A 21,778-nucleotide genomic window follows, 5' to 3' on the forward strand; every position below is an offset into this window, starting at 1 on the left:
CATGATGGCGGACATGACGGAGACCCCGCATCCCCTGTACGACAGGCACGCCGACACCCTCAACCGCGCGCTGACCGCGATCACGGAGCGGGGCTACTGGTCCGCCTATCCCGAGTCCCCCAGCCCCCGGGTGTACGGCGAGACCGCCGCCGCCGACGGCAAGGCCGCCTTCGAGGCGTACCTCGGTGGTGATTTTCCGCTCGACCAGCCGGGCGCTGGCGCTCGGGTCGCCACCGAGGCGAGCCCGTTCGGGGTGGAGCTGGCGGTGCGCTACCCGCATGCCGGCCCCGGCGAGCTGATCGACGCCGCCTCCGCCGCGCTGCCGGCCTGGCGCGACGCCGGCCCGCAGGCCCGGGTGGGCGTCTGCCTGGAGATTCTCGACCGGCTGCACAAGCACATCTTCGAGCTGGCCAACGCGGTGCAGTTCACCAGCGGGCAGGCGTTCGTGATGGCCTTCCAGGCCGGTGGCGCGCACGCGTTGGACCGGGCGTTGGAAGCGTTGGCGTACGCGTACGCCGAGATGACCCGGCACCCGCAGACGGCCGGCTGGGAGAAGGCCGCCGGTAAGGGTGACCCGCTGCGGATGACCAAGACGTTCCACGTGGTGCCGCGTGGGGTGGCGCTGGTGATCGGCTGCAACACCTTCCCGACCTGGAACTCGTACCCCGGGCTGTTCGCCTCGTTGGTCACCGGCAACCCGGTGATCGTCAAGCCGCACCCGCGCGCGGTGCTGCCGCTGGCCATCACCGTGAAGTACGCCCGGGAGGTGCTCGCCGAGGCCGGCTTCGACCCGAACCTGATCATGCTGGCGGCTGAGGCCCCCGGCGAGAAGCTCGCGAGCGACCTGGCCCTGCACCGTGCCGTGAAGATCGTCGACTTCACCGGCTCCACCGAGTACGGCGACTGGCTGGAGACGCACGCCCGGCAGGCGTCGGTCTACACCGAGAAGGCCGGCCTGAACACGGTCGTCATCGACTCCACCGACGACTTCGCCGGGATGTGCCGCAACCTCGGCTTCACGCTGACCCTCTACAGCGGTCAGATGTGCACCACCTCGCAGAACATCCTCATCCCCGCCGGCGGCATCGAGACCGACCAGGGGCACAAGAGCTTCGACGAGGTGGCCGGCGGGATCGCCGCGGCCGTCGGCAAGCTCACCGCGGACCCGGCCCGAGGCGTGGAGCTGACCGGCGCCATCGTCAACGACGGGGTGCTGGAGCGGCTGGCCGAGGTGACCAAGGTCGGCGAGCCGGTGCTGGAGTCGCGGGCCGTGGCCCACCCGGCGTACGCCGACGCGGTGGTGCGTACCCCGACGATCGTGAAGCTGACCGCTGACGACGCGGAGACGTACGGCCGGGAGTGGTTCGGGCCGATCTCGTTCGCCATCGCGACCGACTCCACCGCGCACAGCCTGGAGTTGCTGCGCCGCACGGTCGGCGAGAAGGGCGCGCTCACCGCGGGGGTCTACTCCACCGACGAGGCCGTGCTGGACGCCACCGAGGCGGTGGCGGTCGAGGTCGGGGTGCACCTGTCCTGCAACCTCACCGGCGGGGTCTTCGTGAACCAGTCGGCGGCGTTCTCCGACTTCCACGGCAGTGGCGCGAACGCGGCGGCGAACTCGGCGTTGACCGATGGGGCTTATGTGGCTAATCGGTTCCGGGTTGTGCAGTCTCGGCGGCACGTCTGATTGGTTGCGGTTGGGGTTTCCGGGGCAGCCCGCCCCTTGTGGTTGGGGTTTCCGGGGCAGCCCGACCCGCTCCGGGCGGTCAGGCTTGATCCCTGCGCGGGTCGGGCTGCCCCGGAAACCCTTTGTGGGCGCGGTGGTCGCGGACGTGTCGGGCCCCGGCGCATTTTCTCACCACATGATCGTGCTCGATCCAGGATGTAGTGCCCTCCGGGTGGAGGGTTACCACTGCATCCTGGTCAACGCCGTTGCGTTAGGCGGAACGGCTGTTCGTCAACCAGCGTCGTCTCGCCCCGCGATCTTGCACTTCCTGTCCCGACACAAGGGGCATTCCATCTCATGTCGACAACCACAACCGCAAGATCGGCGCGAACCTCTCTCACCACCTGATCCACCAGGGAGCCCCGTTGTCCAGCACGGGTTGACCCGCCGATCACAGCCCTAACGCAACGGCGTTGGCATCCTGGTTGCAGCGCGATCATTACGGCCGGCGCGGCACGGTGGTTCTTCGGGTCAGGCCGTGCGGCGCATTTGTAGTTCGGTCAGGGCTGGGATCGTGGGGTGGGGGACCCGTACGCCGGTGTCGGTGAAGCCCAGCCGTTGGTAGGCGCGGTAGGCGCGGTCGTTGCCGACCACCACCTCCAGCAGTAGCTCCGGCCGGCCGCAGGCCCGCGACCAGGCGGCCACCCCGTCCACCAGTTCGCCGAGCATCCCGCCGCCCCGCCAGGCCGGCGTGACGTAGACGGCGTAGATCACGGTCAGCCCGGGCTCGTTCGGGGCGACCGTGCCGCCGGCGTGTCCGACCAGCCGGCCGCCGGGATCGGCGATGAACTGCGCGTTGGTGGGGCCGGCCGAGGTGTACGCGACCCGGGCGGCGAACTCGGTGTGCGGTCGGGCCGCCGCGTCCGCCAGGGTCTCCAGGAAAGCCAACGGTGCGTCGGCGAGCATCTCCAGGCGCAGCGCCCGCATCCGGGCGGCGTCCTCCGGCCGGACCCGGCGGATCTGCGCCTGCCGGAGGGCGGCTGAGCCGGTATCGGTGGTCATGCCGCATGCCTACCACAGGGTCGGACACCATTTGCCGAGCACTGGTGGAGGCGGTGCCGCAGCGGTCAGAACGGTGCCCGATTTGTGGTCGTGCGCGCTCGTCACTCCTCGTGTAACGTGCGATTCCGGTCACCTGCTTCAATGGCGGTCATCGATCGCTGGGGCGGTGATCCGAGGCGCCCGGCCGCGCCGTGCGCCGGGTCAGGCAACGCCGCGCGAAGTGAGGGAAGTGCACCGTGGCACAGGGCACCGTGAAATGGTTCAACGCCGAAAAGGGCTACGGCTTCATCGCCGTCGACGGCGGTCAGGACGTGTTCGTTCACTTCTCCGCAATCGAGATGGACGGCTACAAGGCACTGGACGACGGTCAGCGGGTGGAGTTCGAGGTCGCCCAGGGGCAGAAGGGCCCGCAGGCCGAGCACGTACGCGTCATCGCCTGAGCTTCGGGGGCTGCGACACGGGCCCGGAGCCGGGAAGATCGTGAACCGTTCCAGCCGATGCTGAGGAGCGTTCATGACCGACCAGCCGCCCCCGCCCACTCCACCCTCCGGGCCGGGTGAGTCGGGTCCGTCCGACCCGACCCCGCCGCCTATCGGGGGTTACCCGCCCGGGATGGTTCCGTACGGCGGGCCACCCGGATGGGTCCCGGATGGCGGGCAGCCCGGGATGGGTCCCTATGGCGGACAGCCGTGGTATCCGTCGCCGGTCGGCTGGTACCCGCCGGGCTACGGGTTCGACCCGTACGACCCACTGGTCACTCCCCCCGGTGCCGGTCTGGGCGGTTGGTTCGACCGGTGTGGGGGAGCGCTGCGCCGGGGTTGGCGGCAGTTGGTGCCCATCCTGCTGCTCACCCAGGTGTTGCCGGCGGCGGTGCTCTCGGTGATCTCCCTCGGCCTGGACCCGTCGGCGAAGTGGGCCGCCCAGGCCGAGTCGGATCCGACGATCGTGCTGCCGGACAACTTCGTCGCCGACCTGCTGGGCATCATCGTCGTGCTGGTCGGCGGGAGCCTGGTGATCGGGTTGGTGCAGGCCGTCGGATGGGCCGCCGGCAGTTGGGTGATCACCCAGCAGGCGGCCGGTCAGCCGGGCAACCTTGATTCGGCGCTGCGCTACGGCCTCCGTCGGGCGCTCGGGCTGTGGGGCTGGACCATGCTGATCAGCGTGCTCGTCGGCGTCGGCTTCTGCCTCTGCGTGCTGCCGGGCATCTACCTGGCGTTCGCGCTGAGCATGGCCGGCCCGGTCTATCTCTTCGAACGCCGCGACCCGATCGGCCGATCGTTCCGGATGTTCCACGACCGGCTCGGTCTGCTGCTCGGTCGGGTCGCCCTGGTGGCGCTGGCGGTGATCGTCGGCAGTCTGATTCCGGGGGCACTGGAGGGGGTGGGCACCTCCGCGTTCGGTACGGATCCGCTCGCGTCGCCGGGTACGGCGGCCGGGGCGGTGGCGGTGATCGGGGTCACTGCGGTGCTGGCCCTGCCGGCCCACCTCGCTCAGTTGATCGGTCTGCTGGTGACGTACACCGAGCAGCGGGCCCATGAGGCGCCGGTGAACACTGCCGGACTGGCCGCGGAACTCGGCTGAGCGGCCCCATCGTGCTTGCACTCGGCAGGGGAGAGTGCTAAACAAGTCATTGGCACTCGCATACCGTGAGTGCCAATGGTCGGGACGGTGGGGCCAGGTTGCGCCGGTGTGGAGACACCGGGGCGGCACATGGCCGGTCGTCGCGGGCTATCCGGCCCGGCCGAAGGACGTCGCCGTCGCCAGGTGGCGACGTCCCAAGGTGCGCACACCAGGCGGCCCATCCGGGGCACACAAACTCGGGTGGCCCGTGAGTGTCCAGGAGGACAACGCCGTATGGCCAAGATGATCGCTTTCGACGAAGAGGCTCGCCGCGGCCTCGAGCGGGGCATGAACCAGCTCGCCGACGCCGTAAAGGTGACCCTCGGCCCCAAGGGCCGCAACGTCGTGCTCGAGAAGAAGTGGGGTGCCCCCACCATCACCAACGATGGTGTGAGCATCGCCAAGGAGATCGAGCTCGAGGACCCGTACGAGAAGATCGGCGCTGAGCTGGTCAAGGAGGTCGCCAAGAAGACCGACGACGTTGCCGGTGACGGCACGACGACGGCGACCGTCCTGGCCCAGGCCCTGGTTCGCGAGGGCCTGCGCAACGTGGCCGCTGGCGCCAACCCGATGGCCCTGAAGCGGGGCATCGAGGCTGCGGTCGCGAGCGTCTCGGAGGAGCTGTCCAAGCTCGCCAAGGACGTCGAGACCAAGGAGCAGATCGCCTCCACCGCCTCCATCTCCGCTGGTGACACCACCGTCGGCGAGATCATCGCCGAGGCGATGGACAAGGTCGGCAAGGAAGGCGTCATCACCGTCGAGGAGAGCAACACCTTCGGGCTGGAGCTGGAGCTCACCGAGGGTATGCGCTTCGACAAGGGCTACATCTCGGCCTACTTCATGACCGACCCGGAGCGTATGGAGGCCGTCTTCGACGACCCGTACATCCTGATCGCCAACAGCAAGATCTCGTCGGTGAAGGACCTGCTCCCGATCCTGGAGAAGGTCATGCAGTCGGGCAAGCCGCTGCTGATCATCGCCGAGGACCTGGAGGGCGAGGCCCTGGCCACCCTGGTGGTCAACAAGGTCCGTGGCACCTTCAAGTCGGTCGCAGTCAAGGCGCCGGGCTTCGGTGACCGCCGCAAGGCCATGCTGACCGACATCGCCATCCTCGCCGGTGGCCAGGTCATCAGCGAGGAGGTCGGCCTCAAGCTCGACGCCGCCAGCCTCGACATGCTGGGCCGCGCCCGCAAGGTCGTCGTGACCAAGGACGAGACCACCATCGTCGACGGTGCCGGTGACGCCGAGCAGATCCAGGGCCGGGTCAACCAGATCCGGGCCGAGATCGACAAGAGCGACTCCGACTACGACCGCGAGAAGCTGCAGGAGCGGCTGGCCAAGCTGGCCGGTGGCGTTGCGGTCATCAAGGTCGGCGCGGCCACCGAGGTCGAGCTCAAGGAGCGCAAGCACCGCATCGAGGACGCCGTTCGCAACGCGAAGGCCGCCGTCGAGGAGGGCATCGTCCCGGGTGGTGGCGTCGCGCTGGTGCAGGCCGGCAAGACCGCCTTCGACAAGCTCGACCTGGTCGGCGACGAGGCGACCGGCGCGAACATCGTCAAGGTCGCGCTGGACGCCCCGCTGCGGCAGATCGCCGTCAACGCCGGCCTCGAGGGCGGCGTCGTGGTGGAGAAGGTCCGTAACCTCGAAGCGGGTCACGGCCTCAACGCCGCCAACGGCGAGTACGTCGACCTGCTGGCCGCGGGCATCATCGACCCGGCCAAGGTGACGCGCTCGGCGCTGCAGAACGCCGCTTCCATCGCGGCGCTGTTCCTCACCACCGAAGCCGTTGTCGCGGACAAGCCGGAGAAGACCCCGGCTGCCCCGGCTGGCCCGGGTGGCGGGGACATGGACTTCTGAGTCCAGTTCCGACACAGAACGGGGCGGGCCGCTGACGCGGTCCGCCCCGTTCGTCGTCAGGTCGGTAGTGGGCGCTGGTTGCGCCGTTTGTGCGCCCGGTCGTACGGCGGAAGCAGCTGGATCGGCGCGTCCACCATCTCCTGCGGCTCCTCGACCACCGACGGCGAGTCGTCGGCGGTCATCTCGGCAAGTTGTTCGGCGTCGCCGTAGTCGAGCCGGTCGAACGGCACTTGGCCGGGGAGTTCGCCGACCGGTTTCCAGGTGATCGGCGGGCCGTCCTCGGTCTTGTCGTCATCCGTGGTCATGGCTGCCTCCTCTACCGAAACGGTAGGGGGCGTCGATGGCCGGTGCGGGCGAACGGCGCTATCTGGACCAGTGTCCCGTTCGCCCCTTATTGTGTCCCGACCTCCCGCCGGTACAGGAAGAAGACCCGCTCGATCCGGGCACCCGCGCTGCCGGAATAGAACGGCACCGGCCCCACCCAGCCGATCTGTGCCTGGTCCAACCCCGCCGCCTGCTGGTCCCGTAGGCAACGCCGCAGCAGCACCCCACCGATGCCCGACCCCTCGGCTGCCGGCGCGGTGCCCATCGGCCCGAACCAGCTCGGCCGGGACGACCCGTACGCGGCGAAGCCCAGCACCTCGCCGTCCCGCTCCGCCAGGTGGCAGCCGGCGCCGGCCCGACCCACCGACCCGGCCAGCTCGCCGTCCCACGCGCCACCGAAGGTGGACCGGGCGAACGCGGCCAGCGCCGGCAGGTCCGCCGGCTCCGCCCGGCGTACGGTGACGCCCTGGTCGGCGAGCCGCCGCTCGGCGGCCTCGGTGGATCGCAGTGCCGGCGACCCGTCGTACGACAGGTCCGCGGTCATGTTCCAGGCGGTCCGGTCCTGCTGGTAGCCCAACGCGAGCGCGGCGCAGACCGCCGGGGTGTAGCGGACGTCGATGCCCGGCCACGCGTAGTACGGCGGGTTCCCGGCCAGCAGCACCTCGGTCACCCCGCGTTCGGCGAGAACGCGCTCGGCCCGGTGGAGCAGGGCCCGGCCGACGCCCCGGCGGCGGTGTTCGGGGAGGACCGCGACCAGGTCCACGTGCCCGCTGCCCGGCTCGGTCGACGACACCGAACAGAGCAGCACCCCGACCAGATCCGCACCCCGGTACGCGCCCAGCCCGACCACCGGTCGGTCGGCGGCGGCCCGGGGCCAGAGCACGTCCACGATGGGGGCCGCCTCGGCCGCGTCCTCGGGGAGGTCGAGGGCCTGCGCACAGAGCCGGACCACAGCGGGAGCCAGGTCGGGGGTCAGCTCGGTGACGATGATCTCGGCGTCCATGGTCGCCGACCCTAGGTCACCGGGTGCCGGTCCGCACTCCCGCCCATCCTCACCGCTGGGCGGCCCGGACGGCGGCGAAGGCGTCGACCTGGCCGGCGCCGGTGACGTTCGACGGGCCGCCGCAGGCGTCGCTCGGGTTGCTGGAACGGTAGGTGGGCGTCGCTGCCGTGGCGGTGTCCCGCAGGATCTGCCGGGTGCGGCTCACGTCACCGACCAACGCCGGGTTCGCCGACCACATCAGCGCGACCACCCCGGCCACCTGCGGGGTCGCCATCGAGGTGCCGTCGAGCGCCGCGTACGTGCCGCCCGGCATCGCCGACACCACACCCACCCCCGGTGCCAGTACGTCCGGCTTGCCCGTGCCGCCCGGCACCGGCCCCCGCGAGGAGAACTCGGCCACCCGGCGCTGCGCGTCCACCGCGCCCACGGTCAACACGTCCGCGTACGGCGCGGGCGGGTCGTCGATCGACGCACACCACGGGCCGGTGTTGCCGGCCGCGGCGACCACGAAGATCCCGGCGGCGTCCAGCGCCGCAGTGGCCGGCCGCAGTACGCCCCGGTCACAGCCCTCGATCGGCGGGCAGCCCCACGAGTTGGTCAGCACCTGCGGGGCGCGTTCCGGCCGGCCGTCGGTGAACGGGTCGCCGCCGGTCGGGAACGGCGCCAACATGAACTGCAGACAGTCCAGGTAGTGCGCCGGGTTGCCGAGGTTGCGGTCCAGGTTGACGCAGCCCACCCACTGCGCGTCCGGTGCCACCCCGATGCCGTCCCGCCCGACCGCGCTGCCCACCGTGTGGGTGCCGTGCCCGCCCTTGTCGGTCGGGTTCCGGCTGCCGTCCCACGGGTCGTACCAGGAGTCGTCCCCGCCACGGAACCCGGCTCGCAGGGCCGGATGGGTGCCGTCCACTCCCGAGTCCGAGCTGCCGACCACGATGCCCGTGCCGGTCACCCCCAGTTGGGACCACACCCGGTCGGCACCGATCTGACGGATGTTCCACTCCGGCCCACTCGGCGGCGGTGCGCTGCCCCGGCTCTGCCCGGCCGGGGCTGGCAGCGGCCGCAGGCGCTGGCTGACCAGCACCCGGGCCACCTCCGGTCGGCGGGCGAGCCAGGCCCGTACCGCCGGACCGCCGTCCACCTCGACCGCGTTCACCAGGTAGTAGGAGACCGGGTCGAGTCGCAGCCGGGTCAGCCCTCGGAGCAGGTCCGCCTGGCTCTGCTCGGCGGTCGTCACCAGCCGCCGGTAGACCTCCGCCGCGCGGGCGTCCCGCCCGGCCCGACCTGGTGCGCCGGTGGGTAGACCGCTCAGGTCGGCCTGCGCGCGCAGCACCACGAGCAGCCGCTCGCCGTAGAGGCCCGGCTGGCCGGGGCCGAGGTCGACCACGCCGAACGCCACCAGCAGCACCATGGCCGCCACCGCTGCGACCCGGCGGCTCGGGGTGCCTGCCGTCGGCCGGGCGAGCAGCACCGCGTACCCGATGGCGACCAGGACCGCGACGGCGAGCCCGGTGCCGGCGGCGGCCGCCACCCAGAACGGGACGTCCCGGGTGCCGACCAGCAGCAGGGTGATCTCTTCCGGGTCGGTGAAGGCCAGTGGGCCGAGTGCGGCCAGGCCCACCAGCCAGCCGGTGGCCGCGCGGCCGGCGCGCGTGGCGTCGGCCGGGTCGGCGGTGGGACGCCAGGTCGCGGCCCAGAGCGCGGCCAACGCGAAACCCGTCGGCGGCAGGGTCAGCAGCGCGGGCAACTGCGCGCCGGACTGGCCGCTGCCGGCCGCGAGCAGCAGCAGCGCCACCCCGGCCACCAGGCCTCCGACCAGCACCAGCCGGGCCGGCCGGGGCGGCCGACCGACCGCGAACCCCGACCAGAAGCTGGCATCCAGCAGCGTGGCGGCCAGCACACCGAGCGCGGCGGCCGCCAGTAGTGCGAGCGCCGTCTCCAGGAGCCCGCCGAGCGCGCCCAGCCAGGCCCACGGCAGCAGCAGCGCCAACCCGGCGGCGATCGCCAGCAGCGGCACCGGGCCGAGCCGACGCAACCCCCACTGGCGTCCGACCCGCTCCGGGTTTCCGTCAGCATCGGGTCGTGTCGCGTCGCCCTGCCCGTCAGCCTCGGGTCGGGTCGCGTCGCCCTGCCCGGCGGCCTCGGGTCGGGTCGCGTCGTCGTCTCCGGTGGGTGCCGGGCCGTCGACCGCGCCAGCCGGCCCGGGGTACGCCCACCGGCGCGTCGACCAGCGCACGGCGAGTGCGGTGAGCAACGCCGCGCCGGCCAGCGCGGCGAGGTACGCCTCGTGGTGCACCGGCGGCACGACCCGCAGCAGCGTCAGCACCCCGAGGGCGAGTGCCCCGAGCAGCCAGAGCCGCCCGGTGGCCCGGACCGTGGTCGACCGGGGCAGGACGGCCAGCAGCAGTGCGGGCGTGCCGACCAGCACGACGGTGGCCAGGCCGAGCACCGGCCAGAGCCAGCCGACCCGGTCCCGTCCGAAGCCCAGCAGCACCTGATCGGTGACCCAGCCACCGGTCTGGGTGGCCACGGTGATCGCAACCGTCCAGCAGCCGACCAGCACGGCCGCGACCACCGGCCACGGGGAACCTCGGTCGCTGACTTCGGGGTGCGCAGGCTGACCGTGCATCCGAGAACCTTACGACCACGATGAACAGATTCGGACCGGCGTCGACGTGACGTGCGGTGATCAAGTGATGAAAAGTAGGTCAGAAGCGCCGCTGGCACCTACTTTTCATCACTTGATCAAGAGATGGCAGCGGAGGCTGCAACTGGTCATCGTGTCGGCGGTGACTCGCCCCAACGGGTCGACGGCAACGGCGGTAGGTGCGGTACGGGGCGGGCGGCGAATGTCGACACGCTGGCGCGACGGTTACGGTGGACGCGTGCGTGACCCCAATGTGTCCCGATCCGTCGCCGGTCAGCTCTCGCCGGTCCGCCGTGCGTCCGACCTGCGCAGACTGCGCGCCGAGCGCTTCGACGTACTCGTCATCGGCGGCGGGGTGACCGGTGCCGGCGCAGCCCTGGACGCGGCGTCCCGGGGCCTGAAGGTGGCCCTGGTCGAGGCGCGCGACCTCGCGGCGGGCACCTCCAGCCGGTCCAGCAAACTCATCCACGGTGGCCTGCGCTACCTGGAGCAGTTGGAGTTCCACCTCGTGCACGAGGCGCTCACCGAGCGCGGCCTGCTGGCCACCCGGCTTGCGCCGCACCTGGTGCGCCCGGTGCCGTTCCTGGTGCCGCTGCCGGCCGGGCGGGGCATCCGCGACCTGCCGGCCCGGATCTTCCGTCGCTCGTACTACGGCGCGGGCGTGGCCACCTACGACGCCTTCGCCGGACTCTTCGGCGGTGGTCGGGGCATGCCGCTGCATCGGCACCTGACCCGCGAAGGCGCCCGGAGGATCTTTCCGAGCCTGCGGGCCGACGCGGTGGCCGGGGCGATCCGCTACTACGACGGGCAGGTCGACGACGCCCGTCTGGTCGTCACTCTGGCCCGCACCGCGGCCAGCCTCGGTGCCACGGTGGTGAGCAGCGCGCGCGCCGTCGGGCTGATCCGGCAGGCCCGCGAGGTGACCGGTGTGCGCGTCCGGGACCTGGAGGCGCCGGCGGGCTCACCGGACGCGGAGTTCGAGGTGCAGGCCCGTACCGTGATCGCCGCCACCGGTGTGTGGAGCGACGACATGTCCCGGATGCTCAACGACGTGGGCCTGCGGCCCGGCGTCCGGGTGCGCGCCTCCAAGGGGGTGCACCTGGTGGTGCCCCGCTCGGCGATCACCGGCGAGACCGGGCTCATCCTGCGTACGGCGAAGTCGGTGCTCTTCGTCATCCCGTGGGGCGGGCACTGGATCATCGGCACGACGGACACCGACTGGCGGCTGGACCGGTCCCACCCGGCCGCCTCGGCCAGTGACATCGACTACCTCCTGCGGGAGGTCAACACGGTGCTGGACCGGCCGTTGACCACCGCGGACATCGAGGGGGTGTACGCCGGGCTGCGGCCGCTGCTGGCCGGCGAGGCCGACTCGACCTCGAAACTCTCCCGTGAGCACGCGGTCTTCGAGCCGATGCTCGGGCTGCTGCTGGTGGCCGGCGGCAAGTACACGACGTACCGGGTGATGGCTTCCGACGTCGTCGACCGTGCGGTCCGTCGGCTCGGCGGCGGCAGGTCGTCGCGTACCGCCGACCTGCCGCTGCTCGGTGCCGACGGGTATCCGGCGATGTGGCGGGACCGGGCCGACCTGGCCCGCCGGCACGGCGTGCCGGTGGGCGTGGTGGAGCACCTGCTGGAGCGGTACGGCACCCTCACCCTGGACCTGCTGGCGCTGATCGACGCGGATCCACTGCTCGCGTCCCCGCTGGCCGGTGCTCCGGAGTATCTGGCGGCGGAGGTCGCCTACGCGGCGCGGGCCGAGGGTGCGCTGCACCTGGAGGACGTGCTGACCCGGCGGACCCGGATCTCGTTCGAGACCAGCCACCGGGGGTTGGAGTCGGCGGAGCACACCGCCGAGCTGATGGGCGCGGTGCTCGGCTGGGACGCGGCCACCCGGGCACGCGAGGTCGAGCACTACCGGGCCCGGGTGGAGGCGGAGCGGCAGTCCCAGCTGATGCCGGACGACGCCGCGGCGGACGCGGCCCGGCTCGGTGCCCCGGACGTGCGGGGTTACGCGGCCGACCGGGGTGGCGACGACGACCAGGCGAAGCTGCGTCCGTCCGCTCGATGACGATTTGGAACGTTACCAAGCGGTAACTATCGATAGTGGCCCGGATGGTGGTTTCGGTCGCTACCTACGGTGGGGTAGGTTTCCGCGCGTGCTACCCCGCGCGCGCTCTCGTCTACTGCTACCCGTCCTCGCCGCCGCGCTCGTCGGTGCACTGACCGGGTGCTCGCTGCTCGACCGGGACGCGGGGGGCACGTCGGTGGCGCAACCGTCCGCCGCGGCGGGTGGCGGAGCGCAGTTGGAGATCCCCACCACGGTCGCCGCCGGCCAGGTCAGCCTGCTTCAGCGGCTCGGCGCGGACGGCCCGCTGCGCACCCTGAGCGTCGAGCGGGACGGCGCGTGGCAGTGCCTCGACTGCGCCGGCGACGGGGTCACCTCCCGGGGCACCCTCGCCCCGGAGTTGGTCGAACGGCTCCAGGTGCTGCTCGCCGACCCGGCGCTGGCCACCGAGACCGATCAGGCGCGGACGTACCGGACCACCTGCATCGACGCGCTCACGTCCAGCCTGCTCACCTCGACCGGCCTGATCACCTCGCAGGACTGCCCGGGTGAGGAGCGCACACGGGTCGCGGGAGAGATCCTGCTGCTGCTCACCCAGGCGACCCCGGCCGAGATCGTCGGCTGAGCACACCGCGCCGCCGCGCTGGTCAGAGCACCTTGCCGGGGTTGAGCAGGCCGGCCGGGTCCAGAGCCGACTTGATCGCCTGGTGCACCCGGACGCCGACCGGGCCGATCTCCCGGGCCAGCCAGTCCCGCTTGAGCAGCCCCACCCCGTGTTCTCCGGTGCACGTGCCGCCCAGGTCCAGGCCGAGCCGCATGATCTCGTCGAACGCCCGGCGGCCCCGCTGCACGCTCGCCGGGTCGGCCCGGTCGACCACGATGTTCGGGTGCATGTTGCCATCCCCGGCGTGCCCCACCACGCCGATCGGCACCTCGCACTCCACCGCGATCCGGGCCACCCCGTCCAGCAGCGCCGCGAGCGAGCCGCGTGGCACCGCCACATCGTCGATCACCAGGCCGCCGTTGCCGCCCGGGTAGGCGTCGGCGGCGAACTTCTCCATCGCCGGGTGGGCCAGCCGGCGGGCCTGCAGGAGCGCTGCCGCCTCCACCGCGTCGGTGGCCGCGTAGACCTCGTCCGCCCCGGCGGCCTCGCACACCTCGGCCAGGCCGGCCAGGTCCTCGGCGGCCCGGGCGCCGGTGTCCACGGCGGCCAGCAGCAGGGCCTGCGCGTCGGTCCGCAACCCCATCGGCTGGTACGCCTCGATCGCCCGCAGGTGGGTCTGGTCGAGCAACTCCAGCAGGCTCGGGGTGAGCCCACGAGCCGCGATCTCGGCCACCGCCGCGCCGGCCGCAGCGGTGGATCCGAAGACCGCCACCAGGGTCAGCGACTCGGCCGGTGCCGGGCGCAGAGCCACGGTCACCTCGGTGATCACCCCGAGGGTGCCCTCCGAGCCGACGAAGAGCCGGGTCAGGTCGTAACCAGCCACCCCCTTGGCCGTACGCCGACCGGTGCGCAGCACCTCACCGGAGGCGAGCACCACCTCCAGGCCGAGCACGTACTCGGTGGTCACGCCGTACTTCACGCAGCACATCCCGCCGGCGTTGGTGGCCACGTTGCCGCCGATCGTGGACGACTCCCAGGAGCCGGGGTCCGGCGGGTACCAGAGCCCCTGCTCGGCCACCGCCCCGGCCAGCGCCGCGTTGACCACCCCCGGCTGAACCACCGCGATCCGGCTCACCGGGTCGATCTCCCGAATCTCGTCCATCGCGACGGTGCTGAGCACCACCGCACCGTCCACCGCGTTCGCCGCGCCGGCCAGCCCGGTCCGCGCGCCCTGCGGCACCACCGGTACGCCGTGCCGCGCCGCCGCCCGGACCACCGCGACCACCTGTTCGGTGCTGCGTGGGCGGGTCACCACGAGCGGGGTGCCGGCGGCGCACAGGTCGGCCTCGTCCCGCTGGTGCATCCGCAGCAGATCCGGGTCGGTGAGCACGGCGTCGGCGCCGAGCGCGGCGCGCAGGTCGTCGAGGAGACTGGTGGGGGCCATGCAGCCGAGGCTAGGTCGGCGGCTGCCGATCATCAACATGATCGACTGTGCGGGATAGCTTTGGCAGCATGCTCTACCTGGACCGGCCTGTCTGGCCGTGGCGCGGCCGGCTCTGGTCCCACCTGATCAGCGACGTCTCGTACGCCGAACTGCACGCCTTCGCCGAGGCGCTCGGCGCCCCCCGGCGCGGCTTCGACCGGGACCATTACGACATCCCGGCCGACCGGTTCGCCGCGGCGGTGTGGCTCGGTGCCCAGGAGGTGCCGAGCCGGGAGCTGGTCCGGTTGCTCCGCGAGGCCGGCCTGCGCCGCCCGAAGCACCTGGTCAGCGCAGGTCAGCCGGCCCCGCCGTCGGCTCGGTGAGCGCGGCCAGCTCACGACGTACGTTGTCGCGGGCGGGCACCTCCCAGCGGCTGGCCAGCGGCGGCAGCCGAAACAGCGCGGGCAGCGTCAGCAGTCCCGTCAGCACCGCGGCCCGCCCGGCCCGGAAGGCCGGCTCCGGCACATGGGCGTACTCCCGTCGGACCGCCGCCGCGTAGCGTTCGTACGCGGCCGGCGACGTGGCAAGCACGGCGAGGTCCGCGTCGCAGAGCAGCGCGCCGTCGGTGTCACCCGGCGCCACCTCGTGCCCGGCGGTGAGCAGCACCAGCCGGCGTACCTCGGCCACCGTGGGCGCCGGCACCCCGAGTCCGGTGAGCACGCTGTCGGCCAGCGCAGCGCTGTCCCGTTCGTTGGCGTCGCCGGCGGCCCGCGGGTCGTAGACGGCGTCGTGCCACCAGGCCGCCAACCGGACCACGTCGACCCGGTCGGCCAGCTCGGCGTGCTGGTCCACCACGTCCAGCACCGCCGTCAGGTGGGCCACCGTGTGGTAGTGCCGGTGCGGCTCCCGCCACCGGGTGAGGAGTTGCTCCCCGGCCCGGGTCGACTCCGCGTCCGGCCGCGCACCGGCGCCGAGGGCCGCCACCCGCCATCGATCCAACAGATCAACCACCAGCCGAGTCTGCCGTATCGCTTCGCGGCACGGCACGGGAGGATTCAGCCGGCCACCCACGGGTAGTCGCGCCCATGGCCGTGGCCCGGGACAACCGACCTCCGATGGTGCGACGTACCGCGCTGCGCGAGGGTCTGGTGGACATCGACGGCGCGCGGATCGCCGAAGCCACCGAACAACTGCGCCATCGGGGTCGCGCCACCCTGCACGACCGGCTGCACCGGGTACGGATGGCCGGCGGACTGGCCGTGCAGGCGGGGCTGGCCGCCGGGGTGGCGTACCTGATCTCGCACAAGGTGCTCGGCAACCCGCAACCGGTCTTCGCGCCGATCTCCGCGGTCGGCACCCTGGCCGCGTCGGTCGGCCAGCGGTTCCGCCGGACCGTGGAGTTGATCGCCGGGGTGGGGATCGGCGTCGCCATCGGTGACTTCCTGATCTACCTGCTCGGCACCGGGGCGTGGCAGCTCGGCCTGGTGGTCACGGTGGCGATCCTGCTCACGATCTTCGCCGGTGCGAGTGTGGCGATCGTCATCCAGGCGGCGGCCACGGCGGTGCTGATCGTCACGCTGAGCCCCTCCACCCAGAATCTGGAGATCCCACGCTTCGTCGACGCCTTCCTCGGTGGTGGGGTCGCGCTGCTGGTCACGGCGGTGCTGCTGCCGCTGAACCCGCTCCGGGTGATCAACCGGGCCGCCCGGCCGGCGCTGGACCTGCTCGCCACCCAGCTCGACATCACCGCCGACGGGCTGCGCAGCCGCGACCGGGCGAGCGTCCAGCGGGCCCTGGATCGGCTGCGCAACAACAAGGACGAGCTGAACACGCTGGCCGAGGCGATCGAGGGCGCGAAGGAGACCTCCACCCTCTCCCCGGCCCGCTGGCACCGCCGGGGCGAGCTGATCCACTACGCGGAGGCGGCCGACCCGATCGACCGGGCGATGCGCAACACCGGCACGCTGATCCGCCGGTCCGTCACGCTGATCGAGGACGAGGAGCCGGTGCCCGATCCGATGCCGGACGCGATCGGTCACCTCGCCGAGTCGGTCCGGCTGCTCAAGCAGGAGTTCGCCGCCGGTGAGGAGCCGCAGAAGGCCCGGGAGCGGTCGCTGCGCGCGGTCAGCGAGGCCGGCCGGGCGTACGGTGCCGGGGTCGGCTTCTCCGGCAGCGTGGTCGTCGCCCAGATCCGGACCACCGCGAGCGACCTGCTGGTGGCCTCCGGGATCGAGCAGGAGGAGGCGAACCGGTGGATCCGCACCGCCTTCGGAGAGCAGGAACGACCGGTCGGTGAACCCGCCGGGCCCAACGAGGCGCCGAAACCACCCACCGCCCCACCGGTGGGCTGAGCAGGACCCAGCCCACCTCGGCGCTGCGCGCTCAGCCCAGCGACGGAGCGCTGCGCGCTCAGGCCAGCTCGGCGAGCGCGGCGAGCAGCCGGTCCACCTGTGCGGCCGTGCTGCCCAGGCCGATGCTGGCGCGCAGCGCCGTCGGCGGCAGGTCCCGCCGGCCGGTACGCCCCGCCGCCTCGGTGAGCAGCCGTTGGGCCAGCGGGTGGGCACAGAACAACCCGTCGCGTACGCCGATCCGGTGCTCGGTGGCCAGCCGCGCGGCCACGTCGGCGGAATCCCAGCCGGCGACCACGAACGAGACGATGCCGACCCGGGGTGCGTCCGGGCCGAAGGTACGCAGCTCCACCACGTGCGGCAGGGCGGCGATGCCGGTCCGCAGGCGGGCCAGCAGCGCCTGCTCCTGGGCGGCCAGCGCGGCTCGGTCGGCGTCGCCGAGCGCCGTGCACACGGCCGCCAGCGCCACCGCGCCGAGCAGGTTCGGGGTGCCACCCTCGTGCCGTGCCGGACCGGTCGTCCAGGTCACGTCATGGGTCGCCGGACCGACGCGGCTGGTGGCGCCGCCACCCGCCAGGTACGGCGGGGCGACATCCAACCAGTCCGCCCGCCCGATCAGCACGCCCGCACCGAACGGCGCGTACAGCTTGTGGCCCGACACGGCCAGGTAGTCGACGTCGAGGGTGAGCAGGTCGACCGGGGCGTGCGGGGCGAGTTGCGCGGCGTCGAGCACGATCCGGGCACCGTGCCGGTGAGCCACCCGGGCCAGCTCGGCGACCGGCCACCGCTCACCTGTCACGTTGCTCGCACCGGTCACCGCGACCAGCACCGGAAGGGCCGGGCTGCTGCCCCGACGCAGCTCGCTGAGGGCGGAGGCGAGGTCGCGTACCGCCCCGGCGGGGTCGGTGGGCACCGGCAGCCGCACCGAGCCGCGCGGCCAGGGCAGCAGGTTGGCGTGGTGCTCGCCCGCGAAGGTGACCACTGTCGTGCCGGCCGGCAGTGCCCGCGCCAGCAGGTTGAGCGCGTCGGTGGTGTTGCGGGTGAAGATCACGTGATCGTCGGCGCGGGCGCCGAAGAAGTCGCCGATCGTCTGCCGGGCCTGCTCGTAGGCGAGGGTGCAGCGCCGGGACAGTGCGCCCGCGCCACGATGCACGCTGGCGTACCAGGGCAGCAGCTCGGCCACCGCGTCGGCGGCGGCCTGCGCGCACGGTGCGCTGGCCGCGTAGTCCAGGTTGATCTCGCCTGGTACGCCGAGGACGTCGAGCGGCCGCGACGAGGCCGGCGTGCGCGTGGCGTCGAAGCGGGTGGGCAGCGAGGGGACAAGGGTGACGGGCACGCCGGAACCTCCGGGGTCAGGGACCCCGGGTGCACTGGTCGGACGGGGTCCGCGCTTGCCCAGCACACCGATCGGGCTGGGCCCGGTCATCACCCGGGGCACCCCACCGCGAACTCGACGAGGGTTGCCGGCCAGCAAGCCGGGGCTGAACGCTGGCACTCGTGACCTGTCGGCAGCATAGCGGCTACCGATGCGCCAGGACCAGCCGGCAGCGGATGGCTACGCTGACCGCATGGCCGACACCCCGCCCGGTTCACCTCTGCCGTCGTCGCCCGCACCCACGGCCCCGTCCGTCGGCGAGGCGCCCCGGATGCCGCTGCGCCGACTGGGCTGGCGACGGTTCCTGGTGCTGGCCGGGGTGGTGCTCTTCATCGCCGCCTGCGCGGTCTTCATGGTCTTCACGCTCGGCCAGTCGCTCGGCGCGCAGGCTCTGCTGATCGGCGTGGCCGCCGCCATTCTGCCGGTGCCGGTGCTGGTCGCCTGCTTCCTCTGGCTGGACCGGTACGAACCGGAGCCGCTGAAGTATCTGGTCTTCTGCTTCGCCTGGGGAGCGTTCGTCTCCACCGCCGCCTCGCTCACGGTGAACGACTTCGCCGCCGGGCGGTTCGCCGACTGGGGGCTGCCCGACGCGCTCACCGGCGTGCTGGTGGCGCCGTTCGTCGAGGAGTTGACCAAGGCGCTGGGCCCGATCCTGCTGCTGGTGTTCCGCCGGCGGGAGTGGTCCGGGATCACCGACGGCCTGGTCTACTGCGGGCTGTCCGCGGTCGGCTTCGCGATGGTGGAGAACATCCTCTACCTGGGCGGGTTGGGCTACGCGTCCGGTGCCGACCGTTATGGCCCGGTGACGGGCATCCAGCAGGTGATCTCGATCTTCATCCTGCGGATCCTGTTGTTCGGGTTCGCCCATCCGCTCTTCACCTCGATGACCGGTATCGGGCTGGGCATCGCGGCGCGGACGGCCGACCGGAGGGTGCGGGTGCTCGCCCCGATCGCCGGCCTGCTGCTGGCGATGATGCTGCACGGCACGTGGAACCTGCTGCCCACGCTTACCCAGGCCACCGGCGAAGCGTTGATCATGCTGTACGGCTTCCTGGGCCTGATGGTGCCGGTCTTCTTCGGCACGGTGGGGTTGGCGGTGTGGCTGCGCGCCTGGGAGGGGCGACTCACCGAGCGGACCCTGCCCGACTACGTCCGCGCCGGTTGGCTGAGCCCACCCGAGGTGGCTGCGCTGAGCAGCCTCGGCCGGCGGCACGCGGCCCGCAGTTGGGCCCGGCGGGTGGCCGGCGACGCCGGGGTGCGGGCGATGCGCGGCTACCAGTCCGCCGCCACCCGGCTGGCCCTGTTGCGCGACGGGACGCTGCGCGGGCTGGACCGTAAGCCCGCCGACCAGGAGCGGACCGCGCGGGAGGAGCGGGAGTTGCTGGACGCGATCAGCGCGTACCGGTCGTTCTTCGTCGGTCGGGACCCGCAGGCCCCGACGGGGGTCTGGGACGGCAGCCGCTACCACCTGCGCTTCCCGGACGGTACGCAGCGTCCGGTGGCTGCGCCGGACGAGCCGGTGGTGCCGATCCCGGTGGTGCTGGCCCCTGCTCCGCCTCCGGTGGGATACGCCCCGCCCGGGTGGCCCGGCCTGCGCCCGGCGGCGCCGTGGCCGCCGGGTCACCCCTGACCGTCGGCGCCCCGGCTGGCCGGTTCAGGTCATCAGGGTGGTGAGGAAGTCACCGAAGCCCTGGAACATGGCGATCAGCGCAGCCCCGATCGCCTTGAACATCTGCGCGGCGCCGTCCGGCCGGAAGGCCATGAAGTAGATCAGGAACGCGACACTGCCCCAGGTCAGCAGCTTCTTGACGAATACTGGCATCGTCCCTCCCCAGGGCCACGGTCGCCGGATGGCTTCCCGTCGTGCGCCGGGGCAAACGGTGCGGAGCCGGGCCTGGTGGTCGGGGGAGGCGCGTCAGAGGTAGAGGCCGGTGGGGTCGTTCTCGATCCGCTCGGCGGCCACGGCGTGCACGTCCCGCTCCCGCAGCAACACGTACCCACGGCCGTGCAGCTCGACCTCGGAGCGGTCGTCCGGGTCGAAGAGCACCCGGTCGCCGGAGACGATGGCGCGGACGTTCGGCCCCACCCCGACCGCGGTGGCCCAGGCGAGGCGCTTGCCGACCGCGGCGGTCGCCGGGATGACGATGCCGGCGGTGGAGCGCCGCTCGCCCTCGCTGCCCTCCATCCGCACCAGCACGCGGTCGTGCAGCATGCGGATCGGCAGGCCGGTGTCGAGATCGTTGTCGGCGGTCACGTCGCAGACGCTACCGTGTCGCCGACGGCGGGCCTGCCGGTGGTTACGCCGGAGGTGGTCAGGGCACTGTGTGGCGGAACTGCCCTACGGTGTCGGGAACGGACGTATGCTGTCCGACCTGTCGTCGTGGGCGGACCGGTTTTTCTGCCAGGAGGTGCGCTTGAGCCGCTTCGAGCGGGTACGCGGGCGGCTCCGCCGCGCCTACCAGTCGCGGAAGGAGTCGGCGCGCGTCGACGAGGGCACGTCGACCGAAGAGTTGAGCGAGGTGTCGGAGGTGGCCCGGGTGGCGTCGCCGGCCGTGCCGGGGCCGACCGCGCCGACGAGCGCCACGGTCTACGGCGCGGAAGCTCCGGTGGACCTGCACAGCTCCACCACCAGCCGGGACGACGCCGACGTCCCGCACGGGCTGCGGATCGCCGCCGCGTGGGGCTGGCGACTGATCGTGATCGGTGTGGTGGCCTGGGCCCTGCTCATGATCGTCAGCACGATCAAGATCGTGATCATTCCGCTGGCCATCGCGCTGCTGCTCTCCGCGCTGCTCGCGCCGGCGGTGGGCTGGCTGCTGCGGGCCCGACTGCCCCGCTCGCTGGCGACTGCGGTGGTGCTGGTCGGCGGCCTGGCCGCGGTGATCGGCACGCTGACGCTGGTGGTCAACGAGTTCATCCGCGGTGTGCCGGAGCTGAGCGCGAAGTCCTCGGAGGGTGTCCGGCAGATCCAGAACTGGCTGAAGACGGGCCCGCTGCACGTCTCCGACAAACAGCTCGACCGCTACATCGACGAGGCGCAAGCCTGGATCAACGACAACACCTCGAAGTTCACCAGCGGGGCACTGAGCACCGCCGCGACGCTGGCCGAGGTGCTGACCGGCACGCTCCTGGTGCTCTTCGCCACGTTCTTCTTCCTGCGCGACGGCAACCGGATCTGGCGCTTCCTGGTCCGGCTGCTGCCGGTCGCCGCCCGGTGGAAGGTCGACGACGCCGGCCGCGCCTCCTGGCACACGCTCGGCGCGTACGTCCGAGCGACAGTGCTGGTGGCCTTCATCGACGCGGTCGGCATCGGCATCTTCCTGGTCATCTTCGACGTCCCGTTCGCCTTCCCGCTGGCCGCGCTGGTCTTCCTCGGCGCGTTCATCCCGATCGTCGGTGCGGCGCTCTCCGGTGGTGTGGCGGTGCTGGTGGCCCTGGTCGACAGCGGCCCGGTCACCGCGCTGATCATCCTGGGCGCGGTGATCGGTGTGCAACAGATCGAGGGGCACGTGCTCCAACCGCTGATCATGGGACGGGCGGTCGCCCTCCACCCGCTCGCGGTGATCATCGGTATCGCCGCCGGTGTCGTACTCGCCGGCATCACCGGCGCGCTGGTCTCCGTGCCGCTCATCGCGGTGCTGAACACCGCGATCCGCCGGCTTGCCGCTCGAAGGGTCCCGGACACCCCGCCCGACGCCGTGGTCGTCGCCTCCCAGGCCCCCTAGCACCCCGTCGCCGCGCGCCCGGGCCGCGCCGCCCGGGCCGCGCCGCCCGCGCCGCGCTG

The 21,778-nt window shown here is 72.4% G+C and carries 19 protein-coding genes and 1 riboswitch; of the genes, 10 read left to right on the forward strand and 9 right to left on the reverse strand.

Annotation, left to right across the window (positions count from 1 at the left end; all coding sequences use genetic code 11):
• The first annotated feature begins 13 nt into the window (after positions 1–13).
• Positions 14–1,687: a phenylacetic acid degradation protein PaaN gene (gene paaN, locus C7C45_RS12630; protein WP_208641143.1), complete on the forward strand. Its 1,674-nt coding sequence runs from the start codon at positions 14–16 to the stop codon at positions 1,685–1,687.
• A 510-nt stretch (positions 1,688–2,197) separates the two neighbouring features.
• Here paaN and C7C45_RS12640 read toward each other — a convergent pair.
• Positions 2,198–2,728, reverse strand: coding sequence for a GNAT family N-acetyltransferase (locus C7C45_RS12640; protein ID WP_110563808.1), 531 nt, complete (start codon positions 2,726–2,728; stop codon positions 2,198–2,200).
• Positions 2,729–2,964: 236 nt separating this feature from the next.
• Between C7C45_RS12640 and C7C45_RS12645 the strand changes: the two genes are divergently transcribed.
• From C7C45_RS12645 to groL, 3 genes are all read left to right on the forward strand, one after another.
• A complete protein-coding gene (locus C7C45_RS12645) occupies positions 2,965–3,168 on the forward strand; it encodes a cold-shock protein (RefSeq protein ID WP_110563809.1) in 204 nt (67 codons plus the stop codon).
• A gap of 226 nt (positions 3,169–3,394) precedes the next feature.
• Positions 3,395–4,309 carry a hypothetical protein gene (locus tag C7C45_RS12650; protein WP_110563810.1) on the forward strand — a complete coding sequence of 305 codons (915 nt, stop codon included), beginning with the start codon at positions 3,395–3,397 and terminating at the stop codon, positions 4,307–4,309.
• Positions 4,310–4,582: 273 nt separating this feature from the next.
• Positions 4,583–6,205: a chaperonin GroEL gene (gene groL, locus C7C45_RS12655; RefSeq protein WP_110563811.1), complete on the forward strand. Its 1,623-nt coding sequence runs from the start codon at positions 4,583–4,585 to the stop codon at positions 6,203–6,205.
• 56 nt (positions 6,206–6,261) lie between these two features.
• Here groL and C7C45_RS12660 read toward each other — a convergent pair whose 3' ends face one another.
• From C7C45_RS12660 to C7C45_RS12670, 3 genes are all read right to left on the reverse strand, one after another.
• Entirely contained in the window at positions 6,262–6,510 is a 249-nt protein-coding gene (locus C7C45_RS12660) for a hypothetical protein (RefSeq protein WP_110563812.1), read from the reverse strand.
• A gap of 86 nt (positions 6,511–6,596) precedes the next feature.
• The gene (locus C7C45_RS12665) at positions 6,597–7,532 is read right to left on the reverse strand and encodes a GNAT family N-acetyltransferase (protein WP_110563813.1); all 936 of its coding nucleotides are present in this window, start codon (positions 7,530–7,532) and stop codon (positions 6,597–6,599) included.
• 49 nt (positions 7,533–7,581) lie between these two features.
• Positions 7,582–10,158, reverse strand: coding sequence for a S8 family serine peptidase (locus tag C7C45_RS12670; protein ID WP_110563814.1), 2,577 nt, complete (start codon positions 10,156–10,158; stop codon positions 7,582–7,584).
• A 271-nt stretch (positions 10,159–10,429) separates the two neighbouring features.
• Between C7C45_RS12670 and C7C45_RS12675 the strand changes: the two genes are divergently transcribed.
• A complete protein-coding gene (locus tag C7C45_RS12675) occupies positions 10,430–12,247 on the forward strand; it encodes a glycerol-3-phosphate dehydrogenase/oxidase (RefSeq protein WP_110563854.1) in 1,818 nt (605 codons plus the stop codon).
• A gap of 88 nt (positions 12,248–12,335) precedes the next feature.
• On the forward strand, positions 12,336–12,869 hold the full coding sequence (locus C7C45_RS12680; protein WP_110563815.1) for a hypothetical protein: 534 nt from the start codon (positions 12,336–12,338) through the stop codon (positions 12,867–12,869).
• A 22-nt stretch (positions 12,870–12,891) separates the two neighbouring features.
• Here the strand turns inward: C7C45_RS12680 and C7C45_RS12685 are convergent, their stop codons facing one another.
• The gene (locus C7C45_RS12685) at positions 12,892–14,292 is read right to left on the reverse strand and encodes an FAD-binding oxidoreductase (protein ID WP_110563816.1); all 1,401 of its coding nucleotides are present in this window, start codon (positions 14,290–14,292) and stop codon (positions 12,892–12,894) included.
• A 68-nt stretch (positions 14,293–14,360) separates the two neighbouring features.
• On the opposite strand from C7C45_RS12685, the gene C7C45_RS12690 reads away from it, so the two are divergent.
• On the forward strand, positions 14,361–14,654 hold the full coding sequence (locus C7C45_RS12690) for a DUF4031 domain-containing protein (protein ID WP_110563817.1): 294 nt from the start codon (positions 14,361–14,363) through the stop codon (positions 14,652–14,654).
• Here C7C45_RS12690 and C7C45_RS12695 read toward each other — a convergent pair.
• Positions 14,617–15,282: an HD domain-containing protein gene (locus C7C45_RS12695; RefSeq protein WP_167454706.1), complete on the reverse strand. Its 666-nt coding sequence runs from the start codon at positions 15,280–15,282 to the stop codon at positions 14,617–14,619. The genes C7C45_RS12690 and C7C45_RS12695 overlap by 38 nt on opposite strands.
• A gap of 104 nt (positions 15,283–15,386) precedes the next feature.
• Here C7C45_RS12695 and C7C45_RS12700 point away from each other — a divergent pair, with 104 nt between their 5' ends.
• Positions 15,387–16,622: an FUSC family protein gene (locus tag C7C45_RS12700; protein WP_110563855.1), complete on the forward strand. Its 1,236-nt coding sequence runs from the start codon at positions 15,387–15,389 to the stop codon at positions 16,620–16,622.
• Positions 16,623–16,680: 58 nt separating this feature from the next.
• Here C7C45_RS12700 and C7C45_RS12705 read toward each other — a convergent pair whose 3' ends face one another.
• Entirely contained in the window at positions 16,681–17,931 is a 1,251-nt protein-coding gene (locus C7C45_RS12705; protein WP_110563857.1) for an aminotransferase class V-fold PLP-dependent enzyme, read from the reverse strand.
• Between the two features lie 70 nt (positions 17,932–18,001).
• Positions 18,002–18,122, reverse strand: a riboswitch (SAM riboswitch).
• A gap of 23 nt (positions 18,123–18,145) precedes the next feature.
• Here C7C45_RS12705 and C7C45_RS12710 point away from each other — a divergent pair.
• Positions 18,146–19,624, forward strand: a complete 1,479-nt coding sequence (locus C7C45_RS12710) for a PrsW family intramembrane metalloprotease (RefSeq protein WP_110563818.1) — start codon at positions 18,146–18,148, stop codon at positions 19,622–19,624.
• 24 nt (positions 19,625–19,648) lie between these two features.
• Here C7C45_RS12710 and C7C45_RS34035 read toward each other — a convergent pair whose 3' ends face one another.
• Both C7C45_RS34035 and C7C45_RS12715 read right to left on the reverse strand, forming a co-directional pair.
• The gene (locus C7C45_RS34035; protein ID WP_167454707.1) at positions 19,649–19,816 is read right to left on the reverse strand and encodes a hypothetical protein; all 168 of its coding nucleotides are present in this window, start codon (positions 19,814–19,816) and stop codon (positions 19,649–19,651) included.
• A gap of 93 nt (positions 19,817–19,909) precedes the next feature.
• A complete protein-coding gene (locus C7C45_RS12715) occupies positions 19,910–20,248 on the reverse strand; it encodes a GroES family chaperonin (RefSeq protein WP_110563819.1) in 339 nt (112 codons plus the stop codon).
• Between the two features lie 106 nt (positions 20,249–20,354).
• On the opposite strand from C7C45_RS12715, the gene C7C45_RS12720 reads away from it, so the two are divergent.
• Positions 20,355–21,719 (forward strand): AI-2E family transporter, encoded by a 1,365-nt coding sequence (locus tag C7C45_RS12720; protein WP_244200352.1) that lies wholly within the window; start codon positions 20,355–20,357, stop codon positions 21,717–21,719.
• Positions 21,720–21,778: the final 59 nt, after the last annotated feature.

Source organism: Micromonospora arborensis (genome assembly GCF_003205615.1).
Classification (GTDB): domain Bacteria; phylum Actinomycetota; class Actinomycetes; order Mycobacteriales; family Micromonosporaceae; genus Micromonospora; species Micromonospora arborensis.

Coding starts and splice junctions, on each gene's coding strand:
- C7C45_RS12690 (WP_110563817.1), top strand. CDS start 14,361: ATGCTCTACCTGGACCGGCCTGTCTGGCCGTGGCGCGGCCGGCTCTGG.
- C7C45_RS12670 (WP_110563814.1), bottom strand. CDS start 10,158: ATGCACGGTCAGCCTGCGCACCCCGAAGTCAGCGACCGAGGTTCCCCG.
- C7C45_RS12640 (WP_110563808.1), bottom strand. CDS start 2,728: ATGACCACCGATACCGGCTCAGCCGCCCTCCGGCAGGCGCAGATCCGC.
- paaN (WP_208641143.1), top strand. CDS start 14: ATGACGGAGACCCCGCATCCCCTGTACGACAGGCACGCCGACACCCTC.
- C7C45_RS12665 (WP_110563813.1), bottom strand. CDS start 7,532: ATGGACGCCGAGATCATCGTCACCGAGCTGACCCCCGACCTGGCTCCC.
- groL (WP_110563811.1), top strand. CDS start 4,583: ATGGCCAAGATGATCGCTTTCGACGAAGAGGCTCGCCGCGGCCTCGAG.
- C7C45_RS34035 (WP_167454707.1), bottom strand. CDS start 19,816: ATGCCAGTATTCGTCAAGAAGCTGCTGACCTGGGGCAGTGTCGCGTTC.
- C7C45_RS12720 (WP_244200352.1), top strand. CDS start 20,355: ATGCTGTCCGACCTGTCGTCGTGGGCGGACCGGTTTTTCTGCCAGGAG.
- C7C45_RS12660 (WP_110563812.1), bottom strand. CDS start 6,510: ATGACCACGGATGACGACAAGACCGAGGACGGCCCGCCGATCACCTGG.
- C7C45_RS12710 (WP_110563818.1), top strand. CDS start 18,146: ATGCGCCAGGACCAGCCGGCAGCGGATGGCTACGCTGACCGCATGGCC.
- C7C45_RS12700 (WP_110563855.1), top strand. CDS start 15,387: ATGGTGCGACGTACCGCGCTGCGCGAGGGTCTGGTGGACATCGACGGC.
- C7C45_RS12650 (WP_110563810.1), top strand. CDS start 3,395: ATGGGTCCCTATGGCGGACAGCCGTGGTATCCGTCGCCGGTCGGCTGG.
- C7C45_RS12685 (WP_110563816.1), bottom strand. CDS start 14,292: ATGGCCCCCACCAGTCTCCTCGACGACCTGCGCGCCGCGCTCGGCGCC.